23 protein-coding genes are annotated in these 18,992 nt (G+C 71.6%); 8 read left to right on the forward strand and 15 right to left on the reverse strand.

Going from position 1 to position 18,992, the window contains the following annotated elements; genetic code table 11:
- Nucleotides 1-194 precede the first annotated feature (194 nt).
- Nucleotides 195-443 carry a hypothetical protein gene (locus RB608_RS26715; protein WP_308091140.1) on the forward strand — a complete coding sequence of 83 codons (249 nt, stop codon included), beginning with the start codon at nucleotides 195-197 and terminating at the stop codon, nucleotides 441-443.
- Nucleotides 440-970, forward strand: a complete 531-nt coding sequence (locus RB608_RS26720; protein ID WP_308091141.1) for a hypothetical protein — start codon at nucleotides 440-442, stop codon at nucleotides 968-970. The genes RB608_RS26715 and RB608_RS26720 overlap by 4 nt, the downstream gene beginning before the upstream one ends.
- A gap of 131 nt (nucleotides 971-1,101) precedes the next feature.
- Here the strand turns inward: RB608_RS26720 and RB608_RS26725 are convergent, their stop codons facing one another.
- The gene (locus RB608_RS26725) at nucleotides 1,102-2,373 is read right to left on the reverse strand and encodes an oxygenase MpaB family protein (protein WP_308091142.1); all 1,272 of its coding nucleotides are present in this window, start codon (nucleotides 2,371-2,373) and stop codon (nucleotides 1,102-1,104) included.
- Nucleotides 2,374-2,459: 86 nt separating this feature from the next.
- A complete protein-coding gene (locus RB608_RS26730) occupies nucleotides 2,460-3,377 on the reverse strand; it encodes an Ig-like domain-containing protein (RefSeq protein ID WP_308091143.1) in 918 nt (305 codons plus the stop codon).
- 286 nt (nucleotides 3,378-3,663) lie between these two features.
- Here RB608_RS26730 and RB608_RS26735 point away from each other — a divergent pair, with 286 nt between their 5' ends.
- Complete coding sequence (locus RB608_RS26735) at nucleotides 3,664-4,257, forward strand: TetR/AcrR family transcriptional regulator (RefSeq protein WP_308091144.1); 594 nt, start codon at nucleotides 3,664-3,666, stop codon at nucleotides 4,255-4,257.
- Here RB608_RS26735 and RB608_RS26740 read toward each other — a convergent pair.
- Both RB608_RS26740 and mca read right to left on the reverse strand, forming a co-directional pair.
- Complete coding sequence (locus RB608_RS26740; protein WP_308091145.1) at nucleotides 4,242-4,544, reverse strand: hypothetical protein; 303 nt, start codon at nucleotides 4,542-4,544, stop codon at nucleotides 4,242-4,244. The genes RB608_RS26735 and RB608_RS26740 overlap by 16 nt on opposite strands.
- A 28-nt stretch (nucleotides 4,545-4,572) precedes the next feature.
- Nucleotides 4,573-5,472 carry a mycothiol conjugate amidase Mca gene (gene mca, locus RB608_RS26745; RefSeq protein ID WP_308091146.1) on the reverse strand — a complete coding sequence of 300 codons (900 nt, stop codon included), beginning with the start codon at nucleotides 5,470-5,472 and terminating at the stop codon, nucleotides 4,573-4,575.
- 41 nt (nucleotides 5,473-5,513) lie between these two features.
- Here mca and RB608_RS26750 point away from each other — a divergent pair, with 41 nt between their 5' ends.
- Together RB608_RS26750 and greA are read left to right on the forward strand one after the other, a co-directional pair.
- On the forward strand, nucleotides 5,514-5,936 hold the full coding sequence (locus RB608_RS26750; RefSeq protein ID WP_308091147.1) for a DUF4307 domain-containing protein: 423 nt from the start codon (nucleotides 5,514-5,516) through the stop codon (nucleotides 5,934-5,936).
- A gap of 54 nt (nucleotides 5,937-5,990) precedes the next feature.
- Nucleotides 5,991-6,497 carry a transcription elongation factor GreA gene (gene greA, locus RB608_RS26755; protein ID WP_308091148.1) on the forward strand — a complete coding sequence of 169 codons (507 nt, stop codon included), beginning with the start codon at nucleotides 5,991-5,993 and terminating at the stop codon, nucleotides 6,495-6,497.
- A 4-nt stretch (nucleotides 6,498-6,501) separates the two neighbouring features.
- On the opposite strand, the gene RB608_RS26760 is transcribed toward greA, so the two are convergent.
- From RB608_RS26760 to RB608_RS26775, 4 genes are read right to left on the reverse strand one after another with little or no spacing between them, the layout of a single operon-like run.
- Nucleotides 6,502-7,827: an AI-2E family transporter gene (locus RB608_RS26760; RefSeq protein ID WP_308091149.1), complete on the reverse strand. Its 1,326-nt coding sequence runs from the start codon at nucleotides 7,825-7,827 to the stop codon at nucleotides 6,502-6,504.
- Nucleotides 7,828-7,848: 21 nt separating this feature from the next.
- On the reverse strand, nucleotides 7,849-9,015 hold the full coding sequence (locus tag RB608_RS26765; RefSeq protein ID WP_392391063.1) for a cystathionine gamma-synthase: 1,167 nt from the start codon (nucleotides 9,013-9,015) through the stop codon (nucleotides 7,849-7,851).
- 48 nt (nucleotides 9,016-9,063) lie between these two features.
- Nucleotides 9,064-9,462, reverse strand: a complete 399-nt coding sequence (locus RB608_RS26770; protein ID WP_308091150.1) for a type II toxin-antitoxin system death-on-curing family toxin — start codon at nucleotides 9,460-9,462, stop codon at nucleotides 9,064-9,066.
- The gene (locus tag RB608_RS26775; RefSeq protein ID WP_308091151.1) at nucleotides 9,462-9,674 is read right to left on the reverse strand and encodes a hypothetical protein; all 213 of its coding nucleotides are present in this window, start codon (nucleotides 9,672-9,674) and stop codon (nucleotides 9,462-9,464) included. The genes RB608_RS26770 and RB608_RS26775 overlap by 1 nt, the downstream gene beginning before the upstream one ends.
- A 117-nt stretch (nucleotides 9,675-9,791) precedes the next feature.
- Between RB608_RS26775 and RB608_RS26780 the strand changes: the two genes are divergently transcribed.
- On the forward strand, nucleotides 9,792-10,724 hold the full coding sequence (locus RB608_RS26780) for a DUF5995 family protein (RefSeq protein WP_308091152.1): 933 nt from the start codon (nucleotides 9,792-9,794) through the stop codon (nucleotides 10,722-10,724).
- Between the two features lie 6 nt (nucleotides 10,725-10,730).
- Here RB608_RS26780 and RB608_RS26785 read toward each other — a convergent pair whose 3' ends face one another.
- Nucleotides 10,731-11,255 carry a thioesterase family protein gene (locus tag RB608_RS26785; RefSeq protein ID WP_308091153.1) on the reverse strand — a complete coding sequence of 175 codons (525 nt, stop codon included), beginning with the start codon at nucleotides 11,253-11,255 and terminating at the stop codon, nucleotides 10,731-10,733.
- A gap of 62 nt (nucleotides 11,256-11,317) precedes the next feature.
- Here RB608_RS26785 and RB608_RS26790 point away from each other — a divergent pair, with 62 nt between their 5' ends.
- Nucleotides 11,318-12,538 carry a cytochrome P450 gene (locus RB608_RS26790; protein WP_308091154.1) on the forward strand — a complete coding sequence of 407 codons (1,221 nt, stop codon included), beginning with the start codon at nucleotides 11,318-11,320 and terminating at the stop codon, nucleotides 12,536-12,538.
- Nucleotides 12,535-12,729, forward strand: a complete 195-nt coding sequence (locus RB608_RS26795) for a ferredoxin (RefSeq protein WP_308091155.1) — start codon at nucleotides 12,535-12,537, stop codon at nucleotides 12,727-12,729. Before RB608_RS26790 ends, RB608_RS26795 begins: the two co-directional genes overlap by 4 nt.
- Before the next feature lie 22 nt (nucleotides 12,730-12,751).
- Here RB608_RS26795 and RB608_RS26800 read toward each other — a convergent pair whose 3' ends face one another.
- From RB608_RS26800 to RB608_RS26825, 6 genes are all read right to left on the reverse strand, one after another.
- Nucleotides 12,752-13,327 carry a TetR-like C-terminal domain-containing protein gene (locus tag RB608_RS26800; protein WP_308091156.1) on the reverse strand — a complete coding sequence of 192 codons (576 nt, stop codon included), beginning with the start codon at nucleotides 13,325-13,327 and terminating at the stop codon, nucleotides 12,752-12,754.
- 84 nt (nucleotides 13,328-13,411) lie between these two features.
- A complete protein-coding gene (locus tag RB608_RS26805) occupies nucleotides 13,412-14,125 on the reverse strand; it encodes a TetR/AcrR family transcriptional regulator (protein WP_308091157.1) in 714 nt (237 codons plus the stop codon).
- Nucleotides 14,122-14,853, reverse strand: coding sequence for an ABC transporter ATP-binding protein (locus tag RB608_RS26810; protein ID WP_308091158.1), 732 nt, complete (start codon nucleotides 14,851-14,853; stop codon nucleotides 14,122-14,124). Before RB608_RS26810 ends, RB608_RS26805 begins: the two co-directional genes overlap by 4 nt.
- Entirely contained in the window at nucleotides 14,846-16,780 is a 1,935-nt protein-coding gene (locus RB608_RS26815) for a branched-chain amino acid ABC transporter ATP-binding protein/permease (RefSeq protein ID WP_308091159.1), read from the reverse strand. Before RB608_RS26815 ends, RB608_RS26810 begins: the two co-directional genes overlap by 8 nt.
- Nucleotides 16,780-17,652 (reverse strand): branched-chain amino acid ABC transporter permease, encoded by an 873-nt coding sequence (locus RB608_RS26820; RefSeq protein WP_308091160.1) that lies wholly within the window; start codon nucleotides 17,650-17,652, stop codon nucleotides 16,780-16,782. Before RB608_RS26820 ends, RB608_RS26815 begins: the two co-directional genes overlap by 1 nt.
- Entirely contained in the window at nucleotides 17,652-18,845 is a 1,194-nt protein-coding gene (locus tag RB608_RS26825) for an ABC transporter substrate-binding protein (RefSeq protein WP_308091161.1), read from the reverse strand. The genes RB608_RS26820 and RB608_RS26825 overlap by 1 nt, the downstream gene beginning before the upstream one ends.
- Nucleotides 18,846-18,992 lie beyond the last annotated feature (147 nt).

Raw genomic sequence — 18,992 nt, forward strand, 5'->3', positions numbered from 1 at the left:
CCCCACGGGGCCCACTACCTGGTCGACCCGACCGGCACGAGACGCATCACCGCCGCGAGCGGTGACGAGACGCCCACGCACGTCGACATCATGGTCACCAACTTCGTCCTCGACCACGCCGCCGCCTGATCAGCACCGCACCTAGCGTCAACGAGTTCTTGACGCCGAGGGCGACGTCAAGGCATCGTTGACGCATGCCCGAGAAGCCCGTCTCCCCCATCCCGGCCTCGGCCCTCGCCCTGGTGGTGATCGGCATCGGCCTCACCATGACCGGCAGGTCCCTCGACGGGTTCGTACGCGGACTGTGCCAGGGGGCCGGTATGGCCGTGATCCTGGTGGGCGTCGCAGTGCTGTCCGCCCACGTCCGGGGTCGGCGCGATCGCCGCGGCGAGAGTGGGGGCGACGCCGGCATGTGGCTGCCGAGCCGGGACGACGACCAGTGAGCGAGCTGGCCGACACGATCGGGCGCGCGATCCTGGCGGGCGGCGACGCCGGCGACCCGCTCGCCCTCGTCCGTCGTACGGCGGATGCGGACGCGGTGACCGGCGAGCTCCTCCAGCAGGCGGTGCACGCCGCCCGCGCCGGCGGGCACAGCTGGTCGGCGATCGGCGGCGTCCTGGGCCTGACCCGCCAGGCCGCGCAGCAGCGCTTCGGGCGCGAGTCGGCCACCGGTGATCCCGACGGACCCGACGGACCCGAGGAGCGCTGGCTCGGCCCGGTGACCGCCTTCGACGAGATGCAGGAGCTCGAGCTCGCCGGTCGACTCGGCTGGCACACCATCGGCGCGGGCCTGCTGCGCCATCGGATGGTCCGCACCGCCACCCGGTGGGAGCACAAGCGGGTCGTGTGGACCGGTGGCCTGAGCCGGTACGAGCGGGCCGGCTGGCAGGTCGGCTGCCGGGCCTTCCCGTGGGTCTACCTCGTCCGCGACACCGGCGAGCCCGCACCTTCAGCCTCACCCGCTCGGTGACGGTGAACCTCTTCGAAGGGTCTCCGACAACCTTTCGCGCACCCAGCCCGTCCTGCCTCGTGGAGCCGAGCCGACGGTCGGGGGCAGCACCTACCCCGGCGCGTTCGACGGCTCGATGGCCGAGCTGGGGCTCAGGCCCTGAGCTCGCCGACGTCCTCCTGGTCGCCCTGGAAGTAGCTGTCGAGCAACCATTGCGCCCGCCGGGCGCCCCAGCGCGCCAGCCGGTCGCGGCCGCCGGGGAGGTGCTTGAGGACGCGGTAGCGCAGCGTGTTGAGGCCGACCAGGTAGCCGTGCGCCCACGGCGGGCGCATCGGCAGCCCGAACTCGCGCATGCTCTCGGGGCCGAGGAAGACGGTCAGCATCGAGAGCAGGCGCTCGCGCTCGTAGCGCGCCCGCAACGGCTGCAGCGCCGACGGCCACCCCGGGTAGCGTCGCAGCGCCTGGGCATCGACCACGGCCCGGGCGAGCTGCGGCCCGGCCTCGGTGATCGGCCCCTGGGCGAGGAGCACGTGGTAGTCGATGCGATGCCGCTCCCACTCGTCGTCGACGAGGAACTCGGGAGCCACCCCCATCAGCCACCCGACGTACTTCCACAGGTGCATCAGCGCCTGTGACTCGGACCGTGAGACAGGGACGCCGAGGGCGCGTGAGCCGATGATGAGGACGCCGTCGAAGAGGCCCAGGGTCGAGGCCTGGTCGGCCTGGTTGATCGGCAGGCCCCAGGCCGGGGTGTCCCAGGTGTCCTCGAAGGAGTGGTTGACCAGAGCGTGCATGAGCCGCACGTGGACGGTCAGCCGCCAACCCTCGCCCGGTGCCCTCCCGTCGCGCGGCGGGAGCAGGGAGAGCGGGTCGGTGAGGCTGGCGCCCCACTTCTGGGTCTCGGCGAGGCGGCGCAGGGTCTGGCTCCCCGTGAGACCGCCGGTCGCGACGAGCAGGTCGGTGGGACCGCCGAAGCGGTACCCGCCGACGAGGGACAGCTGGAGCAGCACGTCCTGCGCGTTCTGCCCGAGGCGCCGGAAGACCCGGGCCCCCTCCTCGACGAGGTCGCGGTCGAGCCAGGCCGGGTCGGTCTCGAGTTCTTCGAGGAAGGCACGCAACGCCGGCGGGGCGTCCGGTACGGCGGCGAGCCCGCCTTCGAGCGCCCGGCGGAACTGGTCCATCCGCACCCGCTCCGGGGTGTCCCCTCGCAACCGGATCGCGTCCGCGAGGCGTGCGCCGAGCTCGTCGCGCTCGAACATGGCGCGGCCGATCCGGTCCAGCAGCGCCTCGTCGACGCCGCGGACGCGCCCGGCCAGCTTGAGCGGGCGGCCGAGGCGGCGGTTGCGCTCGCCACCGGCGCGGAACCGGGTCGGATAGGGACGCTCGCGGGACTCGCCGGCGACGGGGGCCGTGTCGGTGCTCATGCCTCCATCTTGACGCGAGCAATCACTCGCATTCAACTCGCTTCTCGCGCGGAGACCTGGTGCGCCAAGCGCCGCCGGTTGCGCGGCTACCGGCGGACGGTGACCTTGACCGCCTTGGCCTTGGACGCGATGAAGTAGGTCGAGCCGAGGTACGTGACCTTCACCTTGTAGGTGCCGGAACCCAGCCGAGGCAGCGTGAGGAGAACGGCACCCGCGCGCAGCGCCTTCTCCACCTTCAACTTGCCGATCTTGAGTTTGACGAAGCCGTCCGGGACACCCCCCGGAGACTTCACGTTCACCTTGACACTGACGCGATCACGAGCGGAGAAGCGCTTCGGGACCTTCACCTTCGTGGTGGTGCTCGCCGGCACGACCTTCTGCACCGCGATCGCGTTGGTCACCAGCGGTGGCGCCTGAGCTCCCGCGTTGAGCAGCATCCCCTGCTGACCCAGCGATGGCATCATCCGCAGGCTCAACGACGCACCTCCGTCCGCCGGACCGGTGGTGTACGACGCCGCGGTCGCCCCCGGTATGGCGACACCGTCACGCTGCCACTGGTAGGCGGGAACGCCGGTGAAGGGCTGGGTCGCGAACATCGCCATCAGCGCCGCGTAACCCGGTGAGGGATGCATGGACAGGGTCGATCCATTGGACGTCCCGCCGACGATCGCGGGCACTTCGACGTGCAGGGTGTAGGTCGTGGTCACTCCCGTCTCGATCTCGACGACCGGATCGTAGGTGCGCTCCGACGGCTGCAGTGTGCACGGAAGCACCCCCCGACAATCCAGGCCGCTCCACGGGGCGATGCTCCGGAAGGCATAGCCGCCCGTGGGGAGTGAGTAACTGTGGGTGGCTGTCGCCGCGTGCTGCTCGTCGGGCCCGTCGAAGAACTCCACACCGTTGGCGTCATGAGTCTCCAGGATGCCGATCACGGGTCGTCCGTACTGGTCGACGACGTTCACGTCGAGATAGCCGTATGCCGGATCGGCGTGCGCTGGTGACATCCCGACGAGGGGACCGACAAGAAGTGCAGCGGACGCGAGCGCACCGGCTGCCGTGAGCGTGCGAAGGTTCATCGTTGACCATCCTGGGGAGCACAGACTGGCGCGGGAGCGAACGAGGCCGAGCCGGAGTGCGGCGAGACCTTGGCAATTGCCAGTGGCTCACCGTACTCCTCGCCGGCACTCGGCGTGGCGGACGTGCCGGCATGGCGCCGGCTCGGTGGTCGTGCCATCATCACGCCGCGAGCGATTGCTCGCTTTCAACACGTCGACACGGCAGGACCCTTCGATGCGCAAGACCCCCCGACAGGCCCGCTCCCGCGAGATGGTCGAACGCATCGTCACCGCGGGCCGCGCCGTCCTGATCGCCGACGGCTACGACGCCTTCAGCACCAACCGGGTCGCGACCGTCGCGGGCGTCAGCCCCGGGTCCCTCTACCAGTACTTCCCCGACAAGGCCGCGATCCTCGACGTCGTCATCGACAGGTACTGGGAAGAGGTCGCGGAGCGGGTCGCCGCCTCCCTCGCCGACCGGATCGGCGAGTTCGGGCCCGCCATGGTCCGCGACACCGCCGACGCGCTGCTCACCGCGCTGGAGGCCGATCGCGAGCTGCTCCGGGTCGTCGCGGAGGAGCTGCCCGTCCAGCGCAGCCGGGAGCGCCGGGCGGCCCTCGAGCGACGGGTCCGCGAGCTGGTCGCGACCTATCTCGCCGCCCGGCCCGCCACCAGCCATCGGCCCCAGGCCGGGGTCGCGGCCTGGGTCGTGGTCCTCGCGGTCGAGGGCCTCGCCATGCGGTGGGTGCTCGACCAGCCCGCCTTCGTCAGCCGCGAGGAGCTGCTCGACGAGATGCTCGCGCTGGTCGGCGGCTACCTGCTGGCGTGACCTTCCGGGCCTTCCGGTCCGTCCTGGCCTTCCGGGCCGTCCTGGCCGGCGTCGTCGTGGGTGACCGGCTCGTCGCCGTACACGCCGGCGGCCTTGGCCCGCTCCGCGGTGCGCAGGCTCCGGGTCAGCGCCCAGCCGATCAGACCGACCGCCACGATCAGCGCGACGAAGATCCACAGCGCCGTCCAGCCGGCCACGATGTTCGTGTCCTGGTCGACCGGCTCGTCCTTCGCGAACACCAGCCCCTGGGAGGCGGCGTGGACGGCGGTGGCGACGACGGCGTGCATGTCCTCAGTGTGTCAGGCGGCGCGCCGCTCAGGCACCCGGGGTGATGCCGGCGAAGAGGTCGTCCTCCGGGGTCGGCGCGGTGACGTGGCTCGCCACCAGCTCGTAGTCCTCGGTCGGCCACACGTCCTGCTGGATCTCCCGCGGGATGGCGAACCAGTGACCGTCCGGGTCGATCTGGGTGGCGTGCGCCAGCAGCGCCTGGTCCCGGACGCCGAAGTAGTCGGCGCACGGCACCCGGGTGGTGATCCGGGCGTCCCACTCCGGCTCCGCCTTCCACTCCTGGAGCCGCTCGGCCCACGGCGAGTCCAGGCCGTGCTCGAGCATCGCGTCGTGCAGCGCCTGCATCCGCGGCCGGTTGAAGGAGTGGTGGTAGTAGAGCTTCAGCGGCTGCCAGGGCGCGCCCGCCTCGGGGAAGCGGTCCGGGTCGCCGGCCGCGTCGAAGGCGGCCACGCTCACCTCGTGGCAGCGGATGTGGTCGGGGTGCGGGTAGCCCCCGCGCTCGTCGTACGTCGTGACGACGTGCGGCCGGAACTCGCGGATCTGCCGCACCAGCCGCTCGGTCGCCTCCGCCAACGGCACCAGCCCGAAACAGCCCTCCGGCAGCGGCGGCTTCGGGTCGCCGTCGGGCCAGCCCGAGTCGACGAAGCCCAGCCAGGACTGGGAGATCCCGAGGATGTCGCGGGCCCGCTCCATCTCCTGGCGGCGCACCTCGGTGATGTTGTCGAGGATCTCGGGCCGGTCCATCTTCGGATTCAGGATCGAGCCGCGCTCGCCGCCGGTGCAGGTCACGACCCGCACCTCGGCGCCCTGCGCGGCGTACATCGCCGTCGACGCGGCGCCCTTGCTCGACTCGTCGTCGGGGTGGGCGTGGACATGCATCAACCGCAGCCCGGAGCGGTCGACGGCGGGCGCGTGCGTGGTGGGCATGCCCCCCATCGTAGGGAGAGGGCGCATGGGACCATGGATCGGTGAGCTCGCGCACCGGACCCGTGCCGCCGTCCCTGGCCCAGCGCTACGGCGCGCCCTCGCGCGCGCGGCGTACGGCCGTGATCGCCGGCGCCGGCGTGGTCGTGGTCGCCTTCCTCGGCTGGCTGCTGTGGGCGATGCTCTTCCACGCCAATCCGGCGGTCTCCTCGGAGGAGATCGGCTTCAAGATCGTCGACGACCACACGGCGACGATCAAGGTGCGCGTGTCCTACGGCGACGGTCCGGTCGAGGCGACCTGCGTGGCCCGCGCGATCTCCCATGACAAGGCCGTGATGGGCCAGGTGAGCGTGACACCGAGCCGACAGGACGGCGCCGTGCAGGAGTTCACGGTGCGCACCGAGAGGCGCGCCACGACCGTCGAGTGGCTCGGCTGCAAGGCGGCCGGACAGCCGCGCTACCGGTAGACTCGATCGTTCATGTACCCGCACGGGTACGCGACGAGCGGTACAGGAGCACCCATGACGCAGACCGACCAGAGCGGTCAGAACATCATCTGGCTGACCCAGGACGCCTACGACAAGCTGCAGGCCGAGCTGGAGCATCTCCAGGGGCCTCGGCGCGCCGAGATCGTGGCCGAGATCAGTGCCGCGCGCGACGAGGGTGACCTGAAGGAGAACGGCGGCTACCACGCCGCCCGCGAGGAGCAGGGCAAGAACGAGGCCCGCATCCTCCAGCTCAAGGACATGCTGCGCCGCGCCGAGGTCGGCGAGACGCCGCCCGACGACGGTGTCGTCGAGCCGGGCATGGTCGTGACCTACAAGTTCGAGGGAGATGACGACGACGAGGCGGAGTCCTTCCTCCTCGGCGCGCGCGAGATCGAGCCCGAGGGCCTGACCGTCTACTCGCCGCAGTCGCCGCTCGGCCAGGCCATCAACGGCCGGAGCAAGGGCGAGACCGTCTCCTACGAGGTCAACGGCAAGCAGCAGACCGTGGTGATCTTGGACGCCCGCCCCTTCACCGGCTGAGCGACTACGTGGCCTGAGCCTCCGCGGCTTCCGGGCCGCCGGCCTCCTCCGGGGCCGGCGGCTCGGCCATTTCGGCCAGGTGCAGGACCACCGCGTTCGCAGCGGCCGCCAGCGGTACGGCGACCAGCGCGCCCGCGACCCCCGCGACGAGCACGCCGCAGGCGATCGCCAGGATCACGCCCAGCGGGTGCAGGGACACCCAGCGCCCGAGCAGGAACGGCTGCAGCACGTGGCCCTCGAGCTGCTGCACGCCGATCACGACGGCCAGCATCAGCAGCGCGGTGACCGGGCCCTGGTCGACGAGCGCGACCAGGATCGCCACGCTTCCTGCGATCGTCGCGCCGATCATCGGCACGAAGGCGCCGAGGAACACCAGCACGCCGATCGCGAGCACGAACGGGACCTTCAAGATGGCGGCACCGAGCGCGATGCCGACCGCGTCGACGAGGGCGACCATCACGGTCGCCCGCACGAACTGCACCAGCGACAGCCAGGCCACCCGGCCGGAGCTGTCGACCCGCTCACGCGCGGCCCGCGGCGCCAGGCGGACGATCCAGGACCAGATCCGGTCGCCGTCGGCGAGGAAGAAGTAGGTCGCGAACAGGGCGATGAAGAAGCCGGCGACCACGTGACCGAGAGCCGCGCCGACCTCGGTGACCTGGCTGACCACCTCGCCGTCCTGCGAACGGTCCCGGATCATGTCCTGGGCGCTCTTGATCCAGTCGTTGATCTGCGAGTCGCTGGCGTTGAGCGGGCCGTCCTTGAGCCAGCCGCGGATCTCCTCGAGACCCTTGACCGTGGAGTCGGCCAGGTCCTGGGCCCCCGCCGCGACCTGCTGGCCGGCGAAGGTCAGCAGGGCGCCGACCACCGCGAAGCCGGTGATGACGACGAGCAGTGCCGACAGCCCGCGGGGGACGCCGATGCGGGTGACCACGTGCACGAACGGCGCCGCGAGGGCGCTGATGAGCAGGGCCACCGCGAGCGGCACGGTCACGACCGCGAAGTAGCCGACCAGCCACAGGAGCAGGTAGCCCGCGCCCGCGATGAGCAGCAGCCGCCAGGCCCAGCCCGCGGCCAGGTCGAGGCCGTAGGGCACCTCCGCCCGGCGCAGGTTGGACGGACCGGTCGCGAAGCCCGGCTGCTCGTGCCGCCGCTCCCCCCGCTCCTCGCGGGCCAGCGCCCACTGGTGGGCGAAGCGGCGGAACAGCCGTTCCTCCCGCTCCCCCTCGTCGGGCCCCAGGGGTGGCTCGTCCTCCCGGGCCTCCTCGATCGCGTGGTCCTGCTCGGGCTCGGTCGACGAGTCGGGCTCGGTCGGGTCCTCGCTGGTCACCCCGTCAGGCTAGACCGTCACTCACGCGGTCGCGGCCAGCGCGCGCTCGAGGTCGGCGATCTGGTCCTCGGACGTCTCGATGCCGACGCTGAGCCGGACCAGGTCGGCCGGCACCTCGAGGTCGGTGCCCGCGACGCTGGCGTGAGTCATCCGGCCGGGGTGCTCGATGAGCGACTCGACGCCGCCCAGCGACTCGCCGAGCGTGAAGACGGAGGTTGCCGCGCAGATCGCGAGCGCCTGCTCCTCGCCGCCCTTCACCCGGAAGGAGACCATGCCGCCGTAGCGCCGCATCTGGCGCGAGGCGACCGCGTGTCCGGGGTGGTCGGCCAGGCCCGGGTAGATCACCTGGCTCACCGCCGGGTGACCGGCGAGGAAGTCGGCGACCTTCTCGGCGTTGTCGCTGTGTCGTTCCATGCGCAACGCGAGCGTCTTCAGCCCGCGCAGCACCAGCCACGCGTCGAACGGGCCGGCCACCCCGCCGATGGAGTTCTGATGGAAACCGATCCGCTCGGCGAGCTCGGCATCGTCCACGACGAGCGCTCCCCCGACGACGTCGGAGTGGCCGCCGGCGTACTTCGTGGTCGAGTGGACGACGAGGTCGGCGCCGAGGGCCAGCGGCTGCTGGAGGTACGACGACGCGAAGGTGTTGTCCACGACGAGCAGTGCGCCGGCGTCGTGCGCCACGGCGGCCAGCGCCTCGATGTCGCCGATCGACAACAGCGGGTTGGTGGGTGTCTCGACCCAGACCAGCCGGGTCGTGCCCGGACGGATCGCGGCGCGGACCGCGTCGACGTCGGTCACCGGCGCCGGGCTGTGCTCGACGCCCCAGGCGGTGGCCACCTTGTCGAAGAGGCGGAAGGTGCCGCCGTAGGCGTCGTTGGGCAGCACCACGTGGTCGCCGGGCTTGCACAGCGCGCGGATCAGCGTGTCCTCGGCGGCCAGGCCGGACGCGAAGGCGAACCCGTGCGCCGCGCCCTCCAACGCCGCCAGCGTCGACTCCAGGGCGGTCCGGGTCGGGTTGGCCGAGCGGCTGTACTCGTAGCCGCCCCGCAACCCGCCCACGCCGTCCTGGGCATAGGTCGAGGTCGCGTAGATGGGCGGGATCACCGCACCGGTGGTCGGGTCGGGCCGGTAGCCCGCGTGGATGGCCCGGGTCTCGAAGCCGGCCTCCGCCAGGTGCTCGTCGATGTGCCCGCTGATGTCACCGTTGATGTCGTTGGCGCTCACCGTTCGAGCCTACTCAGGTGAACGGCCGAAGGTTGCGGGCGCGGTGCCGGCATCGATCCGGTCGGCGATCTCCGCCACATCGTCGAGCACACCGGAGGCGATGTCGATCACGAGGTCGTAGGCCGCGTCATCGCTCAGGGTGATCCGTTCTCCGCTCAGAGCCAGGAAGGCGAAGAGCGAGGCGAAGGCCAGCCGCTTGTTGCCGTCGACGAGCGCGTGGTTGCGCGCCACGGAGTGGACCAGCGCGGCCGCCTTGTCGTGCGTACGCGGATAGGCCTCATCGCCGAAGACAGTCGTGGCGGGCCGGGCCACCGCAGCCTCCAGGAGTCCGATGTCTCGGATCTCGACGGCGCCAATCGCTCGACGAGCGATGTGGAGGACATCGTCGAGATCGAGGTAGCGGACCACTACTGCCCGAGCCGGTCGAGGACGGCGGCCCAGCGCGGGAGCTCGCTGTCCAGCACCGCGTCGAGGTCATGCCTCTTCTTCGTCTTCGCGGCCTCTGCGAGCACAAGTCGACGAACGACCTCCTGCTTCGACAGCCCGAACTCCTCGGCCAGCGTCGCCAGAGCGGCGTCGAGCTCGGCGTCGGTCCGCAGGGTGAAGGCCACGACACTCATGATAGTCCTCTCGGTATCGGTGCGATACCACCATCGTGCGCATACCGGGCTGCGGTGTCGAACGGCTTTCCACAGCGTCCGTCGTGACCCAGGCGAGCGGACGCTCGTTTCTCACCTGTGACCGCCCTCACCCGGCTCCTGGCCGCCGTCGTCCTGCCCTGCCTGCTCGCGCTCGGCGCACTGGTCGCGCCACCCGCCTCCGCGGCCGGGTACGACGACGATCCGGATCCCCTGCGCGGCCTGCTCCTCCCCCCGCTCGATGCCGTGGTCGCCCTGCTGGCGCCGATCCCGGTGCCGGCGACGCCGTACACCGGCGACGTGTGCCTCGACGGCGCGGACGCCTGCATCGACGACGTGGTCGCGCGGATGCAGACCCGGCTCGCCGGGCTGGCCGGCAGCTGCTCGCACAGCGCGGTCTTCTCCCTGGCCTACCTCCGGGTGACCGAGAACGTCCGCGACGCGGTGCGCAGCGACTACTTCGACGACCGGGCCTGGCTGAACCGGGTCGACGCGGTGTTCGCCGAGATGTACTTCGACACCACCGGCCGCTGGGAGGCCGGTCAGCGCGCCGGCATCCCCACGGCGTGGCGGATCGCGCTGCAGGCCGAGGACGACCGGGCGATGAGCGGCCTGGGCAACTTCCTGCTGGCCATGAACGCCCACATCAACAGTGACTTCCCGCGCGTGCTGGCGACCGTCGGCCTCACCGGTCCGGACGGCAGCCACAAGGCGGACCACAACCGCTACAACAACCGCCTCGACGGCCTCTACGCCCCCGTGTTCGCGGAAGAGGCGGCCCGCTTCGACCCGACCTTCGACGACATCGACGCGGGCACGGCCGAGGAGGCGGTCGCCGGCGTGATCATGCGCGGCTGGCGGGAGATGGTCTGGCGCCACGCCGAGGCGCTCGTGCTCGCGAGGAAGCCCGCCGCCCGGCGGCTCGTGGAGAAGGAGATCGAGCTCTACTCGGCGCTCCAGGCCCAGCTGATCCGCGCGGTGTTCCAGGCGAGGCCGGCCGAGCGCGACGCCTGGTGCGCCGACCACGGCTGAGTCCGGTCAGGCCGGGACGCCGCGCGGGCGCCACAGCACGGATCCGGCCGACGGGTCCCAGCTCAGCGCCGGCTGCGCACCCGCCGTGGCGTCGATCCGACCCGCGACATCGGGCGGGAACGCCGCCGTCGCGCGGTCGTCCAGTCCCACGTGCACGAAGACCACCTCGAGGGTGCAGGCGAGCCGGTCCCTGGTCTCGTTGACGAGATAGGAGCGGGCGTGGACCGCCCGCGCGCTGCGCGCCAGCAGCCGGGGACGCACGGAGATCCGGTCGTCCAACGCGACCTCCGCGTGGTAGGCCAGGTGATGGGCCTGGGTGAAGAGCGAGTGCCGCCGCTCGACGCGATAGCGCTGGTCGAGACCGATGTCCTCGTACCAGTAGCCCACCGTCGTCACCGCGAGGGTGAAGTAGTGCTGGACGTTGAGGTGTCCGTTGACGTCCACCCAGTGACTGCGCACCCGGCGCTCCTCGTGCGCCGGGATCTCTCGCACCATCGCCGCCGTCGGCGTCCCCTGGCTACTTGACGTCACGCGATCGGACCTCCTAGATTCAACGGTACTGTACGGTACCGTACCCTAGTTCAGGAGGTCCTGTGACCGTCGACGACGTCATCCCAGCGTGGCCCTTCGACCGTGCCACCGCACTCACCCCGCCCGGCGAGTACGCCGCGCTGCGCCGCGACGGCTGTCCGATGGCCCGGGTCGCGCTATGGAGCGGCGAGACCGCCTGGCTGGCGACCAGCCACGCCGACGTCCTCGGCGTGCTCGGCGACCCGCGGTTCAGCTCCGACCCGCACCGGCCCGGCGTGATGCCCTCGCCGAGCGCGGCCGCCCTGCAGTTCTGGAAGGTCAAGGGCACCTTCGACAAGACCGACCCGCCCGAGCACGACCGCGAGCGCCGGATGGTGCAGACCGAGTTCCTGGTCAAGCGGGTCCGCGGCCACCGCCCGTTCCTCGAGCGCACCACCGACGCCCTCCTGGACACCCTCGCCGCAGCCCCGCAGCCGGTCGACCTCGTGACCATGCTCGGCGACGTCGTACCCGCGTTGATGACCTGCGAGCTGATGGGACTGCCCGCCGACGACGGCGCCCTCCTCCGTGCGCACCTCGCCACCTTCATGAGCCAGGCCAGCACGCCGGAGCAGTCCGCGGCCGCGATGACGGCCCTCCTCGACTACTTCGACGCGGTGATCGCCGACCGGGAGCGGGAGGAGCGCGACGACCTCGCCTCGCGCCTGGTGCAGGGGCAGCTGCTTCCCGGGCACCTGAGCCGCGAGGGCACCCGGCGGATGCTGCTCGACCTGCTGATCGGCGGCCTGGACACGACGAGCTCGATGATCGCGCTCGGCACCGTACTGCTCCTGGAGAATCCCGAGCAGGTCGCCCTGCTCGCCGACGACCCCGGCCTGTGGCCGCAGGCGGTCGAGGAGCTGCTGCGCTATCTCACCATCGCGCAGTTCATCGGCTCCCGCACCGCACTCGACGACGTGAGCGTCAACGAGACGGCCATGAGCGCCGGCGACGGCGTGTTCGCCTCTCTGCTCGCGGCGAACTGGGACCCCGCCGTCTTCCCGGACCCGGAGGTCCTCGACGTCACCCGGCCGCCCGGCCGGCACGTCGCCTTCGGGTACGGCGTCCACCAGTGCCTGGGCCAGGCGCTGGCCCGCCTGGAGCTGGAGGTCGTGCTCGGCCGGCTCTTCGCGCGATTCCCCGCCATGCGGCTGGTCACCCGGCCCGCGGACCTCCGGTTCAACCGCACCACCATCCACACCGCGCTCGAGGTGCTGGTCGACGTCCACGGGGAGCAGCGATGAGGATCGCCGTCGAGGCCGCGAGCTGCATCGCGGCCGGGGTGTGCGTGGGCATGGCACCCGACCACTTCGACCAGGACGACGAGGACGGCACCGTCCTGCTCCTCGATCCGGACCCGGCGCCGGAGGCCGAGACGGCCGTCCGCACCGCCGCCGCGGCCTGCCCGGTGCGGGCGATCCTGCTGACCGACTGAGCCCTCCCAGGGACCGGACCGCTCAGCCGGAGCGCCGCACCGCGCGGACCATCGCCAGGACCGTCTCCACCAGCGCCTCGTCCGGTACGCCGTCCTCGGCCACCGCCCGGAACATCACCGGCGCCGACATCACCGTGCGCAGGTCGTCGATGTCGAGGTCCGCGGGGAACTCCCCGCGGGCCACGGCACGCTCGAACACCGCGCGGCTGCTCTGCGACTGGGCGGCGACCCAGGACCGGAAGAAGGCCTGGACGTGGTCGTCGCTGACCGAAGCGCCGATCAGGCTGGCGACCAGCCGGGCCGACCCGGGCTCGGCGTACTGCCGGACGCGCTCGGTCAGGAACCAGCGCAGCTCGGCGACGACGTCACCGAGGTCGGGCACCGTCACCTCGGGGAAGGCATGCGCGGCAGCCTCGGCGACCAGCTTGCTCATCGAGGGCCAGCGCCGGTAGATCGTCGCCTTGCTGACCGACGCGGCCGCGGCGACCGAGCCCGTGGTGACCGCGCTGATCCCTCCCTCGCGCATCAGCGCGACGACGGCCTCGAGGATCTTGAGGGTCAGCGGGTCCGCTGCCTGGTCGGCCCGCTCCACCGTCACGCCGCGCTCGTCTCCGCCGTCCGTCCCCATGGGGCTGTCCCGGTCATCGTAGGGCGACCCCCGGACGCACGCAGCGGGTCCCGCTCAGCGCTCCACGTTCTTGAGGACCCCCGAGACCCACATGGCCGTGATCTGCTCGGCGACGAGCGCCGGGTCGCTCACCTCGTGGGCGCCGTGGACGTACGTCAGGTTGGCGTACTGCTCGATCATCCCGCCCAGCAGCGGCGCGATCAGCTCGATCTGGACACCCTCGCGGAGCAGGCCGAGGTCCTGGCAGCGCTTCAGCAGGCGGGCCATCCGCGCGTACACCTCCGCGGCGGAGCTCAGCCACAGCCTGCGCACCTCGTCGACCACCTGGCTGGCCTGGATGAGCAGTGTCATCAGATCGACGTGCTCGCGGTAGAACTCCAGGTAGCGCTCGTAGCTGGCCTGGATCGAGGCGAGCGGCCGGTCCGGGTTGAACGGCACCCGGATGTAGTCGCGGTACTGCCGCAGGAAGTCGTCGAGGATCACCAGCATCAGGTGCTCCTTGTCGGTGAAGTACCGATAGAACGCGCCGTTCGACAGGCCCGCCTCCGCGGCGATGTCCGCGACCCGCGCATGCACGTAGCCGTCACGCTGGAACACCACCCGCCCGGCCTCCTTGAGCTGGACCAGCGTGGCCCGGCCCTTCGCCGTGCGCGGCCGCGGCACCGCGTCCGCGGCGATCAGCGAGGTCTCCGTGCCACCGTGCTCGACCGCGTCACGCACGGCGTCCTTCGGCAGCCAGGTCGCCGCGGGCTCCTCGGCCTCGCTCACGAGGCCGACTCCTCGATCCCCGTCACGCCCAGGTAGGCCTCGCGGACCACCGGCGACGCGCGGAGCTCGGCGGCGCTGCCGGTCGCGACGATCCGTCCGTGCGACATCACCACCCCCCGGTCGGCGACCCCGAGCGCCCCGTCGACGACCTGCTCGACGAGCAGCACTGCGCTCCCGGTCTCGCGCGCCATGAAGGTGACCATAGCGAAGACCTCGTCCACCAGGATCGGGCTCAGCCCGAGCGACGGCTCGTCGAGGAGCAGCACCCGCGGTCGCCCGGCCGCGGCCCGGGCGAGGGCGACCATCTGCTGCTCACCGCCGGAGAGCAGTCCGGCCTGCCGCTGCCACAGGGTCCGCACCTTCGGGAAGGCGTCGAGGAGGTGCTCGACCGGGTCCGCGTCGCCGCGGCGCCCACGCGCCGCGAGACGACCGAGCTCGACGTTCTGCGCCACCGTGAGCCCGCCGAAGAGCCGCCTTCCCTCGGGGACCAGGATCACGCCCCGGCCGGCCCGTTGGTGGGACCGCCTCCGGGTCAGGTCCGCGCCGTCCAGCCGGATCGAGCCCGCCTTGGCCGGGAGCAGGCCGCTGACCGTCCGGGCGAGCGTCGTCTTCCCGGCGCCGTTGGCCCCGAGCACCGTGACGACCTCGCCTGGCGTGATCGTCAGGTCGATGTCGCGCAGGACGGGCACCGCGCCGTACCCGGACGACACCCCGGTGAGCTCAAGCATGCCGGCCTCCTGTGGCGGCGACGTGTCCTTGCCCCAGATAGGCGGACACGACCAGCGGATCGGACAGGACGGCGTCGGCGTCGGCCGCGGTCGCGACCCGGCCGTCGATCATGCACACGACGTGGTCGGCGATCCGGCGGACCAGGTCCATGTGGTGCTCGACGAGCAGGATGGACAGCCCCTGGTCCCGTAGGCGCTCGAGGATCACCGCCAGGGCGGCGATCTCCGTCGGGTTGAGGCCGGCGGCCGGCTCGTCGAGGACGAGCAGGCACGGTCGCGACACCAACGCCCGGGCGATCTCGACCAACCGCTGCTGGCCGTAGGACAGCTCGTCCGCGGTCCGGCCGGCCTCCTCGGCGAGCCCGACGAGCTCGAGCGCGGCGGCCACGTCGCTCAGGTGACGCTCCCGCGCGCGCCGCGCGGCCCGGGTCGCACCGACCGCGCCGGCGCAGGACATCGACGCGGTCTGGTCGGACCCGACCAGGACGTTGTCGACGACGGTCAGCTCCGGCGAGAGGATCGGCGTCTGGAAGGTCCGGGCGATGCCCAGCCGGGCCCGCCGGTACGCCGGCAGGCCGCGCAGCGGCGTCCCACCGAGATGCATGCTCCCGCCCTGGCCGGCGTAGACGCCGGAGATCAGGTTCACGACGCTGGACTTGCCGGCGCCGTTGGGGCCGATGATCGCAACGATGCTCCCCGAGGCGACGGCGAGCGACACCCCGTCGACGGCACGGACGCCGCCGAACGCGAGACCGACGTCGGCGACGACCAGCTCGGTCCCCCCGGCCGACCCGGCGAGCAGGTGCGCCGCCGGATCCCCGCCGCGCCACGGCGCGATCGCCGCGCGCCGCGGCCAGAGCCGGCGGACCAGACGGCGGGCGCTGCCGACGATGCCGGCCGGCATGGCGAAGAGCACCGCGATCATCAAGAAGGCGATCAGGCCCTGCGCGGACAGGTACCAGCGGTCGCTGATCGTGTCGTTCTCCCACCGGACGAACGCCGCCACCGAGGGCGCCGTCTGGAGGTAGACGATCACCGCGGTGCCGACGACCGGTCCGAGCACCGTGCCGGCGCCGCCGAGGATCACCATCACGATCAGGTTGACGCCCAGCATCAGCGCGAAGCTCTCCGGCTGCAGGTGGGCGAACACCAGCGCGTAGCAGGCACCGCCGATGCCGGCGAGCCCGGCGGCGAAGGAGACCACCGCGATCTTGCGCAGGTAGACGTTCACCCCGAGGTGCGCGGCGAGCAGCTCGCTCTGCTTGATGACCGAGAGCGACAGGCCCCATCCCGTGCCGACCACGCGCCGGTAGAGGAGCAGGGTCAGCGCGGCGATGACGATGACCGGGACCAATGCCGTCGCCGGCGTGCCGCCGAAGAGCGGCGGCTGCAGTTCCCAACCGAACAGCGACGGCGGCTCGATCAGACTCGACCCGTGCGCGGCCGTGTTGGGATAGCCGCCGAACTGGCCGAAGGGCTTCCACTCCGCCAGCACCTTGTAGACCACCACGGCCGTGATCAGGGTGACCATCGCCAGCTGCGGACCACGCATCCGCGTCGTCGCGACGGCGATCAGCACGCCGGCCAGGGCCGGCACCAGGGCCGCGAGCAGCAGGCCGAGCAGGAACGGCGCGTCCCAGGTCAGCTGCGTCCACACGAAGGTGTAGGCGCCGATGGCGAGGAAGGCGCCCTGGGCGAAGGAGTGCATGCCGGTGCGCCCGACCAGAAGGTTGAGACCGACGGTGGCCACCAGGAAGGCGCAGATCTGGCCGATCTGCTGGCTGTTCGAGAGACGTATGCCGGAGCCGTCCGTCGTGTAGACGATGGCCGCCAGGGCGACGAGGGCGACCACCACGGGGAACGCCCACGGCCGCAGGCGGTCGAGCACGGCGGAGGCCGTGGAGGGTGCGGCGGAGACGGTGGCCATCAGACCTTCACCTCCACACGCCGGGCGAACAGGCCCTCGGGGCGGAGCACCAGCACGCCGACCACGGCGACCAGGCCGATGACGCCGCCGGCAGTGGCACCGAACCAGTGCGCGAACAACTGCTCGGCGACGCCGTAGAGCACGCCGCCGGCGAGCGCGCCCCAGACGGAGATCAGCCCGCCGATGACGGCACCGGCGAACGCCGGCACGAGCAGCAACGGCCCGATGTCGGGGAACACCCCGACGTACCCGGTCCACAGCGTGGCGCCGACCGCGACGGCGGCCGACCCGATCGCATAGCTGAGCATCCCCATCCGGCGGGCGTCGATGCCGACCAGCCCCGCGGTCTCGGCGTCCTCGGCCACGGCGCGCATCCGCACGCCGAGACCGGTCCGGGTGACGAGGAGTGCGATCGCGATCCCGAGTGCGAGGCAGACGACGGCCAGCAGCGCGAGCTGCCGGGGGATCCGCGCGAAACCGAGGGACAGCACGCCGTCGAGCCTGGCGAAGCCCAACGGCCGGTGCTGGGTCCCCTGGCTGTTGCGCAGCAGGTCGACCGCGACCAGCGACAGCGCGACGGTGACCAGCAGCCACCGCGCGTCGTGACCGTCGTTGGTGACGAACGGCCTGATCAGGACGGCGAAGACCACCGCCCCGATCAGGGCCACGATGACCGCTCCGACGGCGAGCTTCGCGGGCGCCGGCAGCCAGCCGACCCCGGCCAGGCCCACGGCGACGAAGGCGCCGATGGCACCGATCTCGCCGGTCGCGAAGTTCATCGTGTGGGTGGTGCGGAAGGTCAGCGCGAAGCCCTGGGCGATCAGGGCGTACAGGCAGCCGATCGCAGCACCCACGAGGATCTGGTCGAGCATCAGGAACCAGCCGACCCGATCGTGCGGAGGTTGCCCTCGGGGTCGAAGCCGATGACGTACCAGGACGAGGGGTCGTCCTCGTAGAGGTCGTGGTCGTCCGCACCGAACGGCTGCTCCCAGACCCGGCCGTTGACGTCGAGGCTGGGGGTGTCCTCCATGGCCTGGCGCACGGCCTTCCAGTCGTGGGCGTCCTTCGCCGCGGCCACCGCCTGGGCGTAGAGGATCGCCGAGGTGTAGGTGGTGTACACGGCCACGGCGCTGGTCGGCTTCTCGCCGTACTCCTCCTCGTAGCGCTGGGCGATGCCGGCGAAGGAGTCGCCGGCCAGGTCGCGCGGCTCGATGAAGGCGAGGTTCTCCCACTCGCGCGGCTGCGCCAGGTCGGTGTAGCCGGCGAGCACGGTCGCCGTGACCAGGAATCGGTCGGGCGCGAAGCCGAGCTGGTCCATCGCCTTGCTGACCGCGGCGGTGTCGGCGCCGGTGGTGACGGCGACCAGGATCGAGTCGACCCCGGCGTCCTTCATCTTGCGCACCTGCGAGGAGACGTCGGTCGCGCCGGGCTGGATCACCTCCTCGTGGACGACGGTCTTGCCGTTGTCGTCGGCGTACGCCGCGAGCATGTCGCGGTTGGACTGGCCGTAGGCGTCGGCGCCGTAGAAGATGCCGACCTTCGCGTCCGGCTCCGCCCACAGGTAGGAGCCGCTGACCGCGATCGCGTCGGAGTTGTTGTTGTTGGTGCGGAAGCCCCAGTTCGGGCTCGCGTTCGGGTCGAGGATCTCGTCGGCGGCCGCGATCGAGACCAGCCACGGCCGGCCGGTGCGCTGGATCGTCTCGGCCACCTGGAGGCTCGGGCCGGACTGTGACGGCCCGAAGACCGCGTCCACGTTGTCCTGGTTGAGCATCGTCTGGATCACCCGCGAGGCGACGTCGGGCGAGCCCTGGTCGTCGCCCTCGACCTTCTCGAAGGTGACCCCGAACCTCTCCTTGATCTCCGGCTCCGCGAGCTCGATGCCGCGCTCGAGCTCGGTCCAGTAGAACTGCGCCGCACCGGACTTCGGTCCGATCAGCCCGATCGTGGCCCGGAGCGGGTCGCCGGAGTCGCCGCCACTGCCCCCGTCGTCGCTGCCGCAGGCCGCCGTCAGGAGCAGCGTCAGCGCGACAGCGCCCGCGGCAACGGATCGAAGCGTTCGGTTCATGGTCTTCCTTTCGAGGGCCGGCCAGGGGCCGGCTGTGATCGCCGTCACCGAGTTTGTGAAACTCGCATCACTTTAGAGACCAGATCAGACTCCGTCAACGTCCATCTTGACCGTGGAAGGCTTCATTTTGTTAAGGTGGCGTCACCT

This window comes from Nocardioides sp. LHD-245 (assembly GCF_030929495.1).
Taxonomy (GTDB): Bacteria; Actinomycetota; Actinomycetes; order Propionibacteriales; family Nocardioidaceae; genus Nocardioides.

Excerpts from the sequence above, each read along its gene's own strand:
- mca (WP_308091146.1), bottom strand. The coding sequence starts at position 5,472 with ATGCCCACCACGCACGCGCCCGCCGTCGACCGCTCCGGGCTGCGGTTG.
- RB608_RS26775 (WP_308091151.1), bottom strand. The coding sequence starts at position 9,674 with ATGAGTGTCGTGGCCTTCACCCTGCGGACCGACGCCGAGCTCGACGCC.
- RB608_RS26820 (WP_308091160.1), bottom strand. The coding sequence starts at position 17,652 with ATGCTCGACCAGATCCTCGTGGGTGCTGCGATCGGCTGCCTGTACGCC.
- RB608_RS26815 (WP_308091159.1), bottom strand. The coding sequence starts at position 16,780 with ATGGCCACCGTCTCCGCCGCACCCTCCACGGCCTCCGCCGTGCTCGAC.
- RB608_RS26735 (WP_308091144.1), top strand. The coding sequence starts at position 3,664 with ATGCGCAAGACCCCCCGACAGGCCCGCTCCCGCGAGATGGTCGAACGC.
- greA (WP_308091148.1), top strand. The coding sequence starts at position 5,991 with ATGACGCAGACCGACCAGAGCGGTCAGAACATCATCTGGCTGACCCAG.
- RB608_RS26795 (WP_308091155.1), top strand. The coding sequence starts at position 12,535 with ATGAGGATCGCCGTCGAGGCCGCGAGCTGCATCGCGGCCGGGGTGTGC.
- RB608_RS26725 (WP_308091142.1), bottom strand. The coding sequence starts at position 2,373 with ATGAGCACCGACACGGCCCCCGTCGCCGGCGAGTCCCGCGAGCGTCCC.
- RB608_RS26825 (WP_308091161.1), bottom strand. The coding sequence starts at position 18,845 with ATGAACCGAACGCTTCGATCCGTTGCCGCGGGCGCTGTCGCGCTGACG.
- RB608_RS26730 (WP_308091143.1), bottom strand. The coding sequence starts at position 3,377 with ATGTCACCAGCGCACGCCGATCCGGCATACGGCTATCTCGACGTGAAC.
- RB608_RS26740 (WP_308091145.1), bottom strand. The coding sequence starts at position 4,544 with ATGCACGCCGTCGTCGCCACCGCCGTCCACGCCGCCTCCCAGGGGCTG.
- RB608_RS26715 (WP_308091140.1), top strand. The coding sequence starts at position 195 with ATGCCCGAGAAGCCCGTCTCCCCCATCCCGGCCTCGGCCCTCGCCCTG.
- RB608_RS26810 (WP_308091158.1), bottom strand. The coding sequence starts at position 14,853 with ATGCTTGAGCTCACCGGGGTGTCGTCCGGGTACGGCGCGGTGCCCGTC.